The organism is Nonomuraea sp. NPDC003709, from assembly GCF_040610775.1.
Taxonomy (GTDB): domain Bacteria; phylum Actinomycetota; class Actinomycetes; order Streptosporangiales; family Streptosporangiaceae; genus Nonomuraea; species Nonomuraea angiospora_A.
Window position 1 is genome coordinate 93508 of sequence record NZ_JBEXMW010000003.1, and the last position, 14926, is coordinate 108433.

The window sequence follows — 14926 nt, forward strand, 5'->3', positions numbered from 1 at the left end:
AAGCGGGGCCGTACAGGACCGGGAGAACGCGAAAGCCCCCCGCCAGAGGCGGGGGGCCGGGCGCGCGCCGCGGGAGGGCGGGCTAGATGATGCCGTCGAGCTCGCGCAGCAGCATGGCCTTCGGCTTGGCGCCGATGATCTGCTTCACGACCTCGCCGTTCTGGTAGACGTTCATCGTGGGGATCTGGAGCACACCGTACTGGCGCGGAACGTCGGGGTTCTCGTCAATGTTGAGCTTGACGATCTCCAGCTTGTCGCCGTGCTCCTTGGCGATCTCCTCCAGGATGGGGGCGACCTGACGGCACGGCCCGCACCACTCGGCCCAGAAATCGACCAGCACGGCCTTGTCGCTCTTGAGGACGTCAGCTTCGAAAGAGGCGTCGGTGACAGCCTTCACGGTGCGCTCCTTACTCACTTCTCGTTGTTCGCCAGCCAGCGCTCGGAGTCGAGCGAGGCCGAGCAGCCGGTGCCGGCAGCGGTGATGGCCTGACGGTAGGTGTGGTCGACAACGTCTCCCGCGGCGAACACACCGTCGATGTTGGTCTCCGTGGACGGCGAGGCCACCTTGATGTAGCCGTCCTCGTCGAGGTCGATCTGCCCCTTGACCAGATCGGTGCGCGGATCGTGCCCGATCGCGATGAACAACGCGTCGGTGGCCAGCTCGCATTCCTCGCCGGTCTTGACGTTACGCAGCCGCACGGCCTCGACGCGGCTGTCGCCGAGCACGTCGACGACCTCGGAGTCCCAGACGAAACTGATCTTGTCGTTCGCGAGCGCGCGCTCCTGCATGATCTTGCTGGCGCGCAGCTCGCCGCGGCGGTGCACCACCGTCACCATGCGGCCGAACCTGGTGAGGAACGTGGCCTCCTCCATCGCCGTGTCGCCGCCGCCGACGACCACGATGTCCTTGTTGCGGAAGAAGAAGCCGTCACACGTCGCACACCAGGACACGCCATGCCCGGACAGGCGCTTCTCGTTCTCCAGACCGAGCTCGCGGTAGCCGGAGCCCATCGTCAGGATGACCGACTTGGCGTAGTAGGTGTCGGTGTGGGTCTTGACGACCTTGGGGTTCGCCTCCAGGTCCACCTCGACCACGTCGTCGGTGACCAGCTCGGCGCCGAACCGCTCGGCCTGCTTGCGCAGGTTGTCCATGAGGTCGGGGCCCATGATGCCGTCAGGGAAACCCGGGAAGTTCTCCACATCGGTGGTGTTCATGAGGGCGCCGCCGGCTGTCACGGAGCCCTCGAAGACCAGCGGCTTGAGCTCGGCGCGCGCGGAGTAGACGGCCGCGGTGTAGCCAGCTGGGCCGGATCCAATAATGATCACGTTACGAACGTCGCTCAACGCTCCCACGCCTTCCTCGTCTGCTGTTGCACCGGCGTCAACAGATCCTAGGCCGCCCTGATTCCCTGCCCTACACACAACGCTCGCACAAAGCGAAAGAGCCCGCCGAGGCGGGCTCTGACGTGTATGTCCTTTACCAGCGGCCCAGTGTGGGCTTACGCAGGTTCTTGCAGTTGAACGGGTCGACGATGTCGATGCGCAGTCTCTGGCTGGCCTTGTCCTTCCACGAGGCCACGACGAGGGCCTCCTGGCCGTTGTACTGGCCCTGGTCGACCTGGTACGCAGGCAGCCTGGAGCGGCTCGAGACCCGCTTCACGCACTTGTCGACCTTGCCGTCGTCGTCGGAGCCGCCCTGCACCATGCGCTGGAAGCCGAACATGCCTTCGAGCGGCTGGCGCAGGTCCTGGTCGCTGTAGTTGTGTCCGCTGTCGGTCAACCCGTAGGACCTGGCCATCGTGGGGACCTTGGCCGGGGTCGAGGGGACAACGGAGGTCTCGGTCACGCCGCCGGCCATCACGTCGACGCCGCTGCTTCCGCCGCCGCCGCTCGCGAGCAGGCCGGTGGAGGCCACCGCCGTGCCCACCACGGCGACCGCCGCCGCGGCCGCGATCGCGGGCATCGCCCATCGGCGTCTGCGAGAGGGCCTGGCCGGGACGATCGTGCCGTCGTCGGAGACGACGCCCAGCCGCACCGGCTCGGGAGCCGCCTCAGCGGCCACCTCGACCGGTCGTTCCCACGGGGCGTCCCGCATGAGCTCGTCCCAGTCGGGCGCCTCAACAAGGCCGACACCTCCCCGCCGGAACTCCGCCTCGGCGGCCAAAGCCTTGTCGATGCGCAGTGCGACGCCCATCGGCATGGCCGGTGTGGGGGTCGCCGCGAGCACCTCGCGAACCGCCGCCAGGTCTGCCAGTAGCTCCCCGCATGGGTCACAGACCGCGAGATGCTCGCGGACCCGGCGCGCCGTGTCGACGTCTAGGAGACCCTCGGCCAGCTCGGCCAGGATGTCCAGATCGTAGTGCGTATCACCCGTCACGAAGTTCTGCTCCCTTCGCGGATGAGACGCGATTGAGGTCCGATCGGTTCCGCAGATGGGAAAGAATTGGGGCAAGTTTCGCGCGCCCTCGAGCGCACCGGCTCTTGACCGTTCCGCTCGGCACTTGGAGCACCTGAGCTGCGTCTTCGACCGAATAACCCATCATGTCGACGAGGACGAGAGCCGCCCGCTGGTCGCTGGGCAGGAGTTTCAATGCGGCCGAAACCTCCATGGAGACTTCGCGTTCGACGGTCTGGTCGGGCAGGGGGGTCTCGCGCTCAGCGGCCTCGATCAGCTCGTCGTCGGCGACGGGCCTGACCGATTTACGGCGCATCCTGTCGAGGCAGGCGTTGACCACGATCCGGTGGAGCCAGGTCGTGACGGCTGCCTCGCCGCGAAACGTGGCGGCCTTGCGATATGCGGAGACGAAGGCATCCTGCACGGCGTCGGCGGCCTCGTCGGGGTCACCGAGCGTACGCAGGGCGACCGCCCACATGCGGTCGCGGTGCCGTTTGACGATTTCGCTGAAGGCGTGAGGGTCCCCGTTGATGTGCGCGGTCAGCAGCTCGGCGTCTGTGATCGCCGGCCGCTCCGCTGCTGAGGGTGTCTCGGGTGGGGAGTTCACAAGAGAGATTCCTGGTTATGCCGATCCGGGAGAGTGCACCACTACTTCATAGATGGTGCCATGAAACTCGCCGCCATCCATCGGAACCCGGGTAAACCAGATCAAAACGTACTGTCCAGTTGCCGGTTGATCAGGGGTAAGAGTGGTTTTACCTGCGGCGTTCTTCGCGGTCGCCACCGTCTTCAGTGCGGACAGATCGGGCGAGTCGCCCACCTTGAGCTCGACGGACGCGCCCGAAGCATCGGACAGCGTAGCGACCACGTCGCTGATCTGCATGGACTTGCCCATGTCGAGCAGCAGGCCGACGCCCTTCTTGAGATTGCCCAGGTCGGCGCTGGTGTAGCGCTCCGTCTTCCACAGCGTGCCGGGCTTGCCGTCGATGGCCAGGTCGGCCATCTCGGGCTTCTCGTTGTTGTCGCCGAGCGGGTCGAAGCCCTGGGCCTTCTTCGGCTTGACGGTCTGGGCCTCGGCCGAGGCGGACGTGGAGGTGCTGGGGCTGGAGCCCGATGCCTCGGGCTTGGTCGGGCTGCCCAGACTGCGGCCGATCGTCCAGGCGCCGACGCCGACGGCCGCGATGACGAGCAGCACGACCAGCGTCATCAGCACGCGGTTGAGCGTGCTGCCGCCGCCCGGGGGACGGCGCGGCGGCGGGGGCGGGCTCTGCGGGACGGTGAGCTGCTGCCGGTGGACGAGGTCCAGGCCCTCGGTGTGGGAGGCGGAGGCCACCGCGGGGGTCGAGGGGTAGGCGATCGGGATCGGCATGGGCCTGGCCACGCCGGACAGCGCCTCGGCCACGTCGGACGGGCTGGCCAGCGCGCCCGTGCCCCTGCGGGACTCGGGCAGGCACGCGCGCACGGTCACCGTGTCGAGGTAGCTCGGCACACCGGCGGTGACCTGCCGCGGCGTGCAGAAGTGGCCGTCGGTCATGGGAGCCGCGGGCAGGCCGCCCTCTTCCTCGTCGCCCGGCCAGTGACCGGTCAGCCCGGCGTACAGCAGCCGGCCCAGCCCTTCGGCGTCGTCGAGCGCCGGCTGGTCGGTGGTGAGCCCGTACAGGGTCGCGTCGACGGCCACGCCGAGCACCTTGACCGTGTTGCCCGTCGTCCACACCAGGTGGGAGGGGCGCAGGCACAGGTGGTAGAGCTGGGCCTCGTGGGCGTGCGCGAGCGCCTCGGCGGCCTCGGCCACCAGCCCCGCCGCGCGCTCGGGCTCCAGCGGGCCGGAGGCGAGCAGGTCGGTCAGCGACTCGCCGGTGACCCACTCGCTGACGACGTAGGCGGCCTTGTCGTCCTCCGCGGCGTCGAACACCTGCGTCAGGCGCGGGTCGGTCAGCCTGCTCGCGGCGCGGGCGGCCGTGACCACCTCGTGGACGCGGGGGAAGTCGGGCGCGAAGGTGTGGACGGCCACGGGACGCGCGAGGATCTCATCGATTGCTTTCCAGAGCGTGGCTCCATCGGACTCGCTGACGCGGTCCTCGAGCCGGAAGCGCTCGGCCAGACGGGTGCCGGGTTCGACGGCCGACGTGCTCACAGGTTCACTCCGCTTGGCCGATCGGGCGTGTTCATGACTCGACTCACCTGCGTGGTGGTGTCCCACGAAGGCACGCTATGCCGGGTGGATCCGCCCACGCCCCTCCTGCTTCCATTCGCGCGTGTCGGGCTCCATGTTAGTGCCGAGTGGATTCGGCCCGCGTTCTTTACCGGCCTACCCGCCCAGCGACCATCCCAACGATGGAATTGACCTCGGGGATGCGCATTCTGTGCGCGACGCCTAGATAGAGCAGCAACCCGAGGCCCCCGCCGACCGCGAGAACGATCAGCGAATTGACGAACCCTAGCCCGGCGAACACCCCCGTGACTACCCAAACCGCCGCGAGCGCCACCACAGCGGTGGGCAGAGCCGCCAGATACATCCTGGTCAACGCCATGCCGATGGTCCAGCCACCCAGCCCTCTGACACGGCGGCTGGCCAGCAACCACGCCCCGACCGCGCCCAGCGCGTACGCGATGGCGTACGCGAGCGCCAGCCCCATCACCAGGTACCGGGCCGGCAGCAACGCGTTGAACACCAGCATGAGCGCCGCGTTGGCCGCCGTGGTGGCCGCGCCGATGAACACCGGCGTACGGGTGTCGCCGAAGCTGTAGAAGACCCGCAGCAACAGCTGGAACAGCGCGAACGGCACCAGCGCGAGCCCGTAGACCTGCAGCACGTTGCCGATGTAGACGGCGTCCGCGACGCTGTTGGCGCCGTGGCCGTAGATGGGCACGGTGATCGCCGGCCCGAGCACCATGAGCAGCAGCGACACCGGCACCATCAGCGAGCAGATCAGCCGCACGCTCGACCCGAACTCGCTCCGCACGTCGTGGAAGCGCCCCTCGCCGACGGCCCGGCTCATCCTGGGCAGCATCGCGGTGATCACCGAGACGCCGATGACGCCGTACGGGAGCTGGAAGAGCTGGAACGCCAGCGTGTACGGGCTGATGCCGTGCCCCTCGACCACGTCGCCGGCCGCGCTGGCCAGGTTGGTGGTCAGCATGAAGCCGAGCTGGGTGACGATCACGTAGCCGATCGTCCAGACGCCTGCCCTGGCCATCTCGCCCAGCCGCGCGTTGCGCACGTCGAAGCGGGGCACGAAGACGAACCCGACCCGCTTGAGCGCCACGATCAGGATGACCGCCTGGGCCACGATGCCGGCCGTGGTGCCCAGCCCGAGCAGCGCCATGTCGCCGGTGCTGATCTGCTCGATGTTGTCGCGCTCGCCGCCGACCATGGCGTACGCCAGGAACACGCAGATGACGACCAGGTTGTTGACCACCGGCGCCCACATGGGCGCGCCGTAACGGTCGCGGGTGTTGAGGATGGCGCCCGCCACCGCGCCCACGCCGAAGAAGGCGAGCTGCGGCAGGATGAAGCGGGCCAGCGTGACCGCGACCTCGAACTTGGGGCTGCCCGGCGCCCAGTCGGTGTAGAGGTCGATCAGCAGCGGCGCGCCGAACACCGCCACCACCGCGACCACGATCAGCGCCACCGCGGAGAGCGTCAGCAGCCGCTGCTCGTACGCCCGGCCGCCGTCGGCGTCGTGCTGCTGGGCCCGGACGATCATCGGCACCACGACGCTGCTCAGCACGCCGAGCAGCAGCAGGTCGAGGATGCTGTACGGGATCGCGTACGCCGCGTTGTAGGAGTCGCCCAGCGCCCTCGTGCCGATGGCGTAGGCCAGCACCATGGTCCGCACGAACCCCGTGACCCTGGACACCATCGTGCCCGCGGCCATGATGGCGCTGGCCCGAAGCATGCGACTCATACGATCTTATTCTCCCGGGTCTTGGCCGCGTGCGCGAGCTTCCGCTCCGACCTGCGCCGCAGCACTCGCATCACCACGGCGGCGAGCATCACGGTCAGGGCGGCGCCCACGATCACCGAGGCGATCCCGGTGTAGCCGGTGATGCGGATGGTCAGCCGCTGCGGCTTGCCGTACGGCTGGTTGTCGGAGGTCTTGAGCTGCACGGTCACCGTCGCGTCGCCGCTCGTGCCGGCCGCGGCGTTCATCGGCACCTGGACCGTGCCGCTCTGCCGCGGGCCGATCTTCATCGGCCCGCGCTGGTCGAAGTTGACCTGCAACAGCTCAGGGTTGTTGGACGTGACGTCGATGTAGAGGGCGATCTGCACGCCCAGCTCGTTCTTGACGCTGATCGGGACCGCGCCGTTGCTGCCCGCCAGCGTGCGCGTCCAGCTGGGGCCCGCTCCGGTGATCTGGATCCTGTCGGTCTGGTCCGTCACCGCCTCGCGGACCACCTTGGTCACCGCGCGGCCCGCGCGGGTGCTGTTGCGCCAGGCCGAGGAGGTCAGCCGGAGGACCGCCGCGTCGAAGCTCGACGGCGTCTTCGTTTCCGTGATCAGGGAAGTGAGCTGCGCATTCGACGCGATGCCCTTGATCGGGTCGAGGTACTTCGCGGTCAGCTCTTCCTTGCGGTCCTGGTCGCTGTAGGTCAGCCCGGCGCGCGGGACCGACAGCTTGGTCGGCTTGATCGACTCCAGCGGGGTCAGCCGCAGCCACGGCAGATTGTCCGCGGTCTTCATCAGCGCGTTGACGAGCGTGGGGTTGGGGTCCCACCGGCGCGACGGGGCGATGACGAGGGACCTGGGCGAGGTCTGGCCGGCCTCCGCGGCGATCATGGCGGTCTCGGCGATGAACCGCTGCGTGCTGAGCAGCACGGACGTGGGCGCCGCGGGCTCGAACAGCTTGCTCAGCTCGGCGTCCGCGACCAGCGCGGTGACGGGCCCGTTCACCGAGTCGAGCGTGGAGGCGGCGTCGGGCGAGAACGGCACGGGCGGCTGCGGCGGCAGGTTGGTGGAGTTGAGCAGGACCGTGTCGACCCGTTCCTTGCCGGCCGGGAGGCTGACCGAGAGCAGGTCGAGCGCGTCGGCGTCGAGCACGCCCGCGGGCGGCCAGTTGACGTTGGTCTTGACCTCGCGCTGGAGCAGCGTGGCGGCCTTCTGCCTGCCCAGCTCGATCGCCCGGCCGGTCTGCGTGTCCAGCCCCTGGTGCGCGAGCGCGGCCACGTCGGGATCGGCGTACGGGACCGCGACCACGGGAGAGTCGGCCAGCGCGGTGCGCATGGTCGTCAGCCAGCTCGCGGCCTCGGGGTTGGCGGGCTTCTCCTGCGTCTCGTCCTTGACCTTGACCAGGTACTTGTTCTTCATCGCGTCAAGGTCGTCGAGCAGCGAGGGCTCCATGAACCAGGTGACGGCCTCGGGCGCGGCCTGCGCGATGCGCGCCAGGTCGGCCAGGCGGCCCTTGCCGTTGATCGACTGGCTCAGCTTGTCGTTCACGAACAGCGGCGTGCGGGTCTTCGGGTCGACGTCGGTCCCGCGGTGCGGCTGGTCGATGACGGGCAGGGCGATGGCCAGCTTGTTGCGCGGCAGCTTCGGCACCGTGGGCGGCGCGTAGGTCAGGTACGTGCGCTGCGTCATGACCTGCAGGCCGTTCTGGACCACCTCCACGGCCACCGGGTAGACCCCGAACGAGCCGTAGCCGAGCTGCACGGGCGTCGCGGTGAACTCCCATCGCGCCTGGGCGCCGGCGGCCAGCGCCGGGATGTCCATGAACGAGCTCAGCGAGGCGCGGAACGGCAGCGTCGCGGGATTCTGGTCGGTCTGGTAGGCGGCCATGGTGACGCGATCGGGGAGCTTCTGCGGCGTATAGCGCAGGCGGACGCGCAGGCCGCTCTGCGGCGCGCCGCTGTCGTTGCGGAGCGTGCCGGTGAACTTGATCACATCGGTCTGCGCGGTCGGCACCTGAGGCGAGATCGACGAGATCGACACGGCCAGGGTCTGCCTGCTCGCCTTCACGGACGTGGTGGCAGCCGCGCCGGGCGCGGTCGCCACCACGGTGAGGGCGAGCAGCGCGGCGAGCAGCGTGGCCTTACGGATCACGCGAATGCCCGAGCTGGAGGACGACGACACACGCCCGCAATGGTACGGGCTCAGTGCCGCCGCGCGACCGCCTCACGTGTTCCTTTCGCCCTGAGGTCGACCATCTTGCCTGGCAGGAGTGCGATCAGGTCGAGTGCGCGCAGGGTCAGGGCGGTATGCCGTTCGCCGGTTGCGGTGTAGACCGGCCCGTCGTCGGCCAGGAAGTCGGCCGGCAGCCGGTCGTCGATGAACTTGGGCAGCGGCTCGGGCAGGAGCAGCGGGCACACCAGCCCGCTCGCGTAGTCGGTGGCCGCGTTGACCACGTGGACCGGAGCCGGTCGAACCCGGCGCACGCCCAGCACTCCGCCGACGGCTCCCACCGGTGGCGGCGCCGACACGAGGGTGGTGACCGCGATGACGACCTCGCGGCCGACCCTCGTGGCGACCTCGAGCACTGTGACCATCAGGCACCTGCTCGGTGCAGCGGAGACCGCCTCAGGCAGATCTTCCGCGCATGTCATGGGACGCGGAAGGCGTACGATCTCATGATGGACCTGGTGGGCGAGGAGCCAGCGGTGGATCGCGAGGGCGTCCTTCATATAGTCCTCCTTGCCTCGTTCCCTGGCCCCCGACGGTCCTTGGACCGACGGTAACCCGGACCCGGTGTGGCTCGGGGGATATGTTCCGGAATGCTCCCAGAAGGACCTACCCGCTTGTCCGACTCAACTCTGACTGACAGCCAACGGCGGGCCATGACGGACCTGTTCCGCAAGATCGCCCCGGTGGCCGACGAGCTCGGCCGCCTGTTCGCCGCTCAGGGCCACGAGCTGGCCCTCGTCGGCGGTCCCGTACGCGATCTGCTGCTCGGCCGCATCGGCAACGACCTCGACCTGACCACCGACGCCCGCCCCGAGCGGGTCCTGGAGCTCGTCAGGGACTGGGCCGACTCCGTGTGGACCATCGGCATCGACTTCGGCACGGTGGGCCTGCGCAAGGGCGGCTGGCTGATCGAGATCACGACGTACCGGAACGAGTCGTACGACCCGAAGTCGCGCAAGCCCGAGGTCATGTACGGCGAGACGCTCGACGAGGACCTCGAACGGCGCGACTTCGCGGTCAACGCGATGGCGGTGCGGCTGCCGGGCCACGAGTTCGTCGACCCGTACGGCGGGCTCGACGACCTGAAGGCCAAGGTGCTGCGCACGCCGGGCACCCCCGAGCGGTCCTTCGGCGACGACCCGCTGCGCATGCTGCGGGCCGCCAGGTTCGCCTCGCAGCTCGGGTTCGGGGTGGACGAGGGCGCCGTGGCGGCGATGACCGAGATGGCCGGGCGCATCGAGATCGTCTCGGCCGAGCGCATCCGCGAGGAGCTCGACAAGCTCGTCTGCGGCGCCAACCCGCGCGAGGGCCTGCGGCTGCTGGTCGAGACCGGGCTGGCCGCGCACGTGCTGCCCGAGCTGCCAAAGCTGCGGCTGGAGATCGACGAGCACCACCGGCACAAGGACGTCTACGAGCACACGCTGACCGTGCTCGACCAGGCCATCGCGCAGGAGGAGGACGGCAAGCCCGACCGGATCCTGCGCTGGGCGGCGCTCCTGCATGACATCGGCAAGCCGAAGACGCGCCGCCACGAGACGGGCGGGCGGGTGTCGTTCCACCACCACGAGGTGGTCGGCGCGCAGATGACCAAGAAGCGCATGACGGAGCTGAAGTTCCCCAAGGACGTGGTGTCGGACGTGGCGCGGCTGGTCGAGCTGCACCTGCGCTTCCACGGCTACGGCACCGGGGAGTGGACCGACAGCGCCGTACGCCGCTACGTGCGCGACGCCGGCCACTTGCTGGACCGGCTCCACAAGCTGACCAGGGCCGACTGCACCACGCGCAACAAGCGCAAGGCCACGGCGCTGTCGCGGACCTACGACCAGCTCGAGGAGCGCATCGCCAGGCTCGCCGACGAGGAGGAGCTGGCCAAGATGCGGCCCGAGCTCGACGGCAACGAGATCCAGCGGGTCCTCGGCATCGGGCCGGGGCCGGTGGTGGGGCAGGCGTACAAGTTCCTGCTGGAGATCAGGCTCGACAAGGGCATGATCGGCAAGGAGGCGGCTACCGAGGCGCTGTTGGAGTGGGCGAGGTCGAACGACGCGGGCGTGTGATCATCCGGTACGCCAGCGCGGCCACGGGATAGCCGACGGCGGCGATCACGACGGCCGTGTAGGACTTGCCGTCGGCGGGCAGGATGGCCGCCGACAGGGCCGCGGCGAGGACGTACATGCCGTTGAAGAGCATGTCGTAGATCGAGAACGCCCGGCCCAGGTAGATGTCCTCGACGTCGCGCTGGACCGTGGTGTCGGCGCAGATCTTGACGCTCTGCCCGGCCACGCCCAGCACGAATCCCGCCACCGGCAGCCCCCACTCCTGGAATGGCAGCACCAGTGCCGCCGTCAGCAGCCCGGCCGTCGTCAGCGCGATCGGCACCCAGCGCTCGATCGTGAACCGCTCGGTGGCGTACGGGGTGATGACGACGGCGATGGCGTAGCCGACACCGGAGGTCGCCACGACCAGGCTGACGCCGCCCAGCGCGGCGTCGGCGTCGCCGTTGTAGAAGTAGTAGCGGTAGAGGATGATGCCGAGCGCGGTGGCTATGCCGTAGAAGAAGCGGTGGGCGGCCATCGCGCCCATGGTCGAGGCCGCGACGCGGTGCTTGACCAGGTGCCTGGCGCCGTCCGTGAGGCCGCCGACCACGTTGCGCAGGGCGTCGCGCGCCTGCGGCCGGCTCGGGTCGGACTCCGGGCCGAGCAGCCCGCGGTCCATCGTCCGCGCGACCAGCGCGCTCAGGCCGAACACCACGCCTGAGACGACCAGGAGCAGCGCCACGCCGTAGTCTTCGGCGCCGAACACCTTGCGCAGCAGGTAACCGAGCCCCACGCCCACGAACGTGACCACGGTGCCCGACGTGGGGACGACCGCGTTGGCGGCCATCAGCCGGTCGGCCGGCACCACGTGCGGCAGCGAGGCGCCGAGCGCGGCCAGGAAGAACCTGTTGACGCCCAGCACGGCCAGCGCCGCCCCGTAGAAGACGGTGTCCGGCACGTCGGCGGCGACCAGCGCCGCCGCGACCACCAGCAGCGCGCCGCGCACGATCGGCGCGATCACCAGGATCTGCCGTCGTGACCAGCGGTCGATGAACACGCCCACGAAGGGCCCGAGCACGCTGTACGGCAGCAGCAGCACCGCCAGCCCGGCGGCCACCGCGAGCGCTGTCGTCTTGGTCTCAGGGCTGAAAAAGGCGAACCCGGCCACCCCGAACTGGAAGATCCCGTCGGAGAACTGGGAGATCAACCGGGTGGCGAACAACCGCCGGAAATCTTCGCCTCGCAGGACCACGCGTAGGTCGGCCACAAATGACACGCGGCCAGCCTAGCCCTCCACCCATCGCCTAGGATGCGCGAGAGTCGTGCTGCGGCAGGTGGGCCGTGGGTTCCGAACGGTCACCTTGTCTCGTACGCTTCATAGCGTGACGACTGAGGAACACGTTGTGCTGGTCGACCGCGACGGCCACGCACTCGGGACAGCGCCCAAGCTGGCGGTGCACGGTCGCGAGACACCCCTTCACCTGGCTTTCTCCAGCTATGTCTTCGATCACGAGAGCCGGGTGCTGCTCACCAGGAGAGCGGACAGCAAGCTCACGTGGCCGGGGATCTGGACGAACAGCTGCTGCGGCCACCCGCTGCCGGGCGAGCCCCTGGAGCGGGCCGTCGAGCGCCGGCTCTCCTACGAGCTGGGGCTCACGGTGGACCGCGTCGACCTCATGCTGCCGGCCTTCTCCTACCGCGCCGAGATGGCCAACGGGATCGTCGAGCATGAGCTCTGCCCGGTCTACCGCGTCACCGTGACCTCGCCCGTCGTCCCCAACCCCGCCGAGGTGGGGGAGACGATGTGGATGCCGTGGAAGGAGTTCGCGGAGGGGGTGCGCAACGGGCTGCTGGCCGTCTCGCCCTGGTGCCAGGAGCAGGTGCCGCTGCTGGCCGACCTCGGCGCCGACCCGCTGACCTGGCATCCCGCCTCGCCCGCCGAGCTGCCCCCGGCCGCCCGCCCGTAGACAGCGCAGCGCCGCACCCGTGGAGACGGGTGCGGCGCCGACGGGGGGTCAGCGCTCGACCTCACCCCGGATGAACTTCTCGACGTAGTCCCTGGCCTCGTCGTCCGAGAACTGCTTGGGCGGCGACTTCATGAAGTACGAGGACGCCGACAGGATCGGGCCCCCGATCCCGCGGTCGAGGGCGATCTTGGCGGCCCGTACCGCGTCGATGATGATCCCCGCCGAGTTCGGCGAGTCCCAGACCTCCAGCTTGTACTCGAGGTTGAGCGGCGTGTCGCCGAACGAGCGGCCCTCGAGCCGCACGAACGCCAGCTTCCGGTCGTCCAGCCACGGCACGTGGTCCGACGGCCCGATGTGCACGTCGGCCTTGCCCATCTCGTGCGGGATCTGCGAGGTGACCGCCTGGGTCTTCGAGATCTTCTTGGACTGGAGCCGCTTGCGCTCCAGCATGTTCATGAAGTCCATGTTGCCGCCGACGTTGAGCTGGTACGTGCGCAGCAGCTCCACCCCGCGGTCCTCGAACAGCTTGGCCATCACGCGGTGTGTGATGGTGGCGCCGACCTGCGACTTGATGTCGTCGCCGACGATCGGCACGCCGGCCTTGGTGAACTTCTCCGCCCACACCGGGTCGGAGGCGATGAAGACCGGCAGCGCGTTCACGAACGCCACGCCGGCGTCGATGGCGCACTGGGCGTAGAAGCGGTCCGCGTCCTCCGAGCCCACCGGCAGGTAGGAGACCAGGACGTCGACCTGGTTGTCACGGAGCACCTGGACGACATCGACGGGCGCCTCGTCGGACTCCTCGATGATCTCCCGGTAGTACTCACCCAGACCGTCGAAGGTATGGCCGCGCTGGACGGTCACCCCCGTGGGCGGCACGTCGCAGATCTTGATCGTGTTGTTCTCGCTGGCGACGATCGCCTCCGCCAGATCACGGCCGACCTTCTTGGCGTCGACGTCGAACGCGGCGACGAACTCGACGTCACCGACGTGATATTCGCCGAACTTCACGTGCATGAGGCCCGGGACCCGAGTGTCCGGGTCGGCGTCCCTGTAGTAATGGACGCCCTGGACCAGCGATGACGCGCAGTTTCCGACACCGACAATGGCCACGCGAACCGAACCCATCGCATTCGCTCCCTTACTCATCAGTTGACGTGGTATCTCTTGCGGGCCCCTCTTCCGACGAGGCCCGACGCTCTGTAGCGATCAGCTCGTTGAGCCAGCGCACCTCGCGCTCGACCGACTCGAGCCCATGCCGCTGCAGCTCGAGCGTGTAACTGTCGAGGCGCTCCCTGGTGCGCGCCAGAGCTGTGCGCACCGCGTCGAGCCGCTCCTCCAGCCGGCTACGGCGGCCTTCGAGAATGCGCAGCCGTACTTCCGCCTCGGTGTGGCGGAAGAACGCGAAGTGCACGCCGAAGCTCTCGTCCTCCCAAGCGGAGGGGCCGGCCTGCGTCAGCATGTCCTGTAGCCGTTCCTTGCCCTCGGCCGTCAGCTTGTAAACGATCTTCGATCTGCCGCCGACGATCGTGGTGGGAGCGGGTTGCTCCTCCACGATGAGGCCCTGAGCCAGGAGTGATCGCAAACAGGGGTACAGCGATCCGTAGGAGAACGCACGGAACATCCCCAGCAGGGCATTGAGCCGTTTGCGCAGCTCATAGCCGTGTAGTGGTGTCTCGTGCAGCGACCCGAGCACGGCCAGTTCCAAGACCCTGCCCTGTCCGCCGCCCATCGGAACCCGCCCCCTCTCGCGTCGATGTATCGAGCCGATACATCCCCAGGATACGTCGAGTCGCTATATGGCGGCAATCTGTGAATCTGCCAAGTCGTTGGGATGCAGCCGCAAAACGCCGTAGTCTGGCGCTCATGTGGTCACAGCGAAGGGTGGTGGATTACGGCCTTGCGAAACGGGCGGTGGTCCGCTCCCTGCGCATGGGGCGCACCTCGCGGGGCGACGTGTGTGACGCACAGCCCTACCTCCTTCGCGCGGCGCGCCACCTCGGCGAGCCGACCGAACGCCTCTGCCCGGTATGCGAAAGGGAGAACGTCACCAATGTGACCTACGTCTACGGCGATGCGCTCGGTAGGCATGCCGGACAGGCAAAGGTCACATCGGAACTCGTCGCAATGGCTCATGATTACGATGAGTTCCGCGTGTACGTTGTCGAGGTCTGCCAAGGTTGTTCCTGGAACCACCTGACGGTTTCATACGTCCTCGGAAACGGACCGCCTGACCTCGTCAGCCAACTGTGAAGACCGAGGGCGGCGAGAAATCTCACGCCCACCGCCGTTTATGTTTCCGACGACGATGCGAGGACGTGTGAGTGACAGCATGAATGAGGGGACGGCCCGCCCAGGAAGGCGCCGTCGTTCCAGCTCATCCCGTTCTGTGCCCCAGGGTTCTCCTCCGCAA

General features: G+C 68.6%; 14 protein-coding genes. 3 read left to right on the plus strand and 11 right to left on the minus strand.

Going from position 1 to position 14926, the window contains the following annotated elements:
- Positions 1-82 precede the first annotated feature (82 nt).
- The 8 genes from trxA to ABZX61_RS09080 form a co-directional block, all read right to left on the minus strand.
- On the minus strand, positions 83-397 hold the full coding sequence (gene trxA / locus ABZX61_RS09045) for a thioredoxin (protein ID WP_350724208.1): 315 nt from the start codon (positions 395-397) through the stop codon (positions 83-85).
- Between the two features lie 14 nt (positions 398-411).
- On the minus strand, positions 412-1344 hold the full coding sequence (trxB, locus tag ABZX61_RS09050) for a thioredoxin-disulfide reductase (RefSeq protein ID WP_355192883.1): 933 nt from the start codon (positions 1342-1344) through the stop codon (positions 412-414).
- 133 nt (positions 1345-1477) lie between these two features.
- Positions 1478-2377: a zf-HC2 domain-containing protein gene (locus tag ABZX61_RS09055; protein ID WP_355192885.1), complete on the minus strand. Its 900-nt coding sequence runs from the start codon at positions 2375-2377 to the stop codon at positions 1478-1480.
- Positions 2367-3002, minus strand: coding sequence for an RNA polymerase sigma factor SigM (gene sigM / locus ABZX61_RS09060; RefSeq protein WP_350724202.1), 636 nt, complete (start codon positions 3000-3002; stop codon positions 2367-2369). The genes ABZX61_RS09055 and sigM overlap by 11 nt, the downstream gene beginning before the upstream one ends.
- Positions 3003-3017: 15 nt before the next feature.
- Complete coding sequence (locus tag ABZX61_RS09065; protein WP_350724200.1) at positions 3018-4529, minus strand: protein kinase family protein; 1512 nt, start codon at positions 4527-4529, stop codon at positions 3018-3020.
- Between the two features lie 166 nt (positions 4530-4695).
- Complete coding sequence (murJ, locus tag ABZX61_RS09070) at positions 4696-6303, minus strand: murein biosynthesis integral membrane protein MurJ (protein ID WP_350724198.1); 1608 nt, start codon at positions 6301-6303, stop codon at positions 4696-4698.
- On the minus strand, positions 6300-8435 hold the full coding sequence (locus tag ABZX61_RS09075) for a DUF6049 family protein (protein ID WP_355192888.1): 2136 nt from the start codon (positions 8433-8435) through the stop codon (positions 6300-6302). Before ABZX61_RS09075 ends, murJ begins: the two co-directional genes overlap by 4 nt.
- A 50-nt stretch (positions 8436-8485) precedes the next feature.
- Positions 8486-9013, minus strand: coding sequence for a YbaK/EbsC family protein (locus ABZX61_RS09080; RefSeq protein WP_355192890.1), 528 nt, complete (start codon positions 9011-9013; stop codon positions 8486-8488).
- Positions 9014-9103: 90 nt separating this feature from the next.
- Here ABZX61_RS09080 and ABZX61_RS09085 point away from each other — a divergent pair, with 90 nt between their 5' ends.
- A complete protein-coding gene (locus ABZX61_RS09085; RefSeq protein WP_355192892.1) occupies positions 9104-10567 on the plus strand; it encodes a CCA tRNA nucleotidyltransferase in 1464 nt (487 codons plus the stop codon).
- On the opposite strand, the gene ABZX61_RS09090 is transcribed toward ABZX61_RS09085, so the two are convergent.
- On the minus strand, positions 10518-11822 hold the full coding sequence (locus tag ABZX61_RS09090) for an MFS transporter (RefSeq protein ID WP_350724190.1): 1305 nt from the start codon (positions 11820-11822) through the stop codon (positions 10518-10520). The two genes, ABZX61_RS09085 and ABZX61_RS09090, sit on opposite strands and share 50 nt — an antisense overlap.
- 106 nt (positions 11823-11928) lie before the next feature.
- On the opposite strand from ABZX61_RS09090, the gene idi reads away from it, so the two are divergent.
- Entirely contained in the window at positions 11929-12513 is a 585-nt protein-coding gene (gene idi / locus ABZX61_RS09095; protein WP_355192895.1) for an isopentenyl-diphosphate Delta-isomerase, read from the plus strand.
- 48 nt (positions 12514-12561) lie between these two features.
- On the opposite strand, the gene ABZX61_RS09100 is transcribed toward idi, so the two are convergent.
- Positions 12562-13641 carry an inositol-3-phosphate synthase gene (locus ABZX61_RS09100; RefSeq protein WP_355192897.1) on the minus strand — a complete coding sequence of 360 codons (1080 nt, stop codon included), beginning with the start codon at positions 13639-13641 and terminating at the stop codon, positions 12562-12564.
- A 13-nt stretch (positions 13642-13654) separates the two neighbouring features.
- Positions 13655-14245 carry a PadR family transcriptional regulator gene (locus tag ABZX61_RS09105; RefSeq protein WP_350724184.1) on the minus strand — a complete coding sequence of 197 codons (591 nt, stop codon included), beginning with the start codon at positions 14243-14245 and terminating at the stop codon, positions 13655-13657.
- A 134-nt stretch (positions 14246-14379) separates the two neighbouring features.
- Between ABZX61_RS09105 and ABZX61_RS09110 the strand changes: the two genes are divergently transcribed.
- Positions 14380-14766 (plus strand): DUF5318 family protein, encoded by a 387-nt coding sequence (locus ABZX61_RS09110; RefSeq protein WP_350724183.1) that lies wholly within the window; start codon positions 14380-14382, stop codon positions 14764-14766.
- Positions 14767-14926: the final 160 nt, after the last annotated feature.

What these genes read in the sequence shown, in the direction of transcription:
- ABZX61_RS09080 (WP_355192890.1), bottom strand. Translation starts at nt 9,013, where the DNA reads ATGAAGGACGCCCTCGCGATCCACCGCTGGCTCCTCGCCCACCAGGTC.
- ABZX61_RS09100 (WP_355192897.1), bottom strand. Translation starts at nt 13,641, where the DNA reads ATGGGTTCGGTTCGCGTGGCCATTGTCGGTGTCGGAAACTGCGCGTCA.
- murJ (WP_350724198.1), bottom strand. Translation starts at nt 6,303, where the DNA reads ATGAGTCGCATGCTTCGGGCCAGCGCCATCATGGCCGCGGGCACGATG.
- ABZX61_RS09105 (WP_350724184.1), bottom strand. Translation starts at nt 14,245, where the DNA reads ATGGGCGGCGGACAGGGCAGGGTCTTGGAACTGGCCGTGCTCGGGTCG.
- ABZX61_RS09085 (WP_355192892.1), top strand. Translation starts at nt 9,104, where the DNA reads ATGCTCCCAGAAGGACCTACCCGCTTGTCCGACTCAACTCTGACTGAC.
- ABZX61_RS09110 (WP_350724183.1), top strand. Translation starts at nt 14,380, where the DNA reads ATGTGGTCACAGCGAAGGGTGGTGGATTACGGCCTTGCGAAACGGGCG.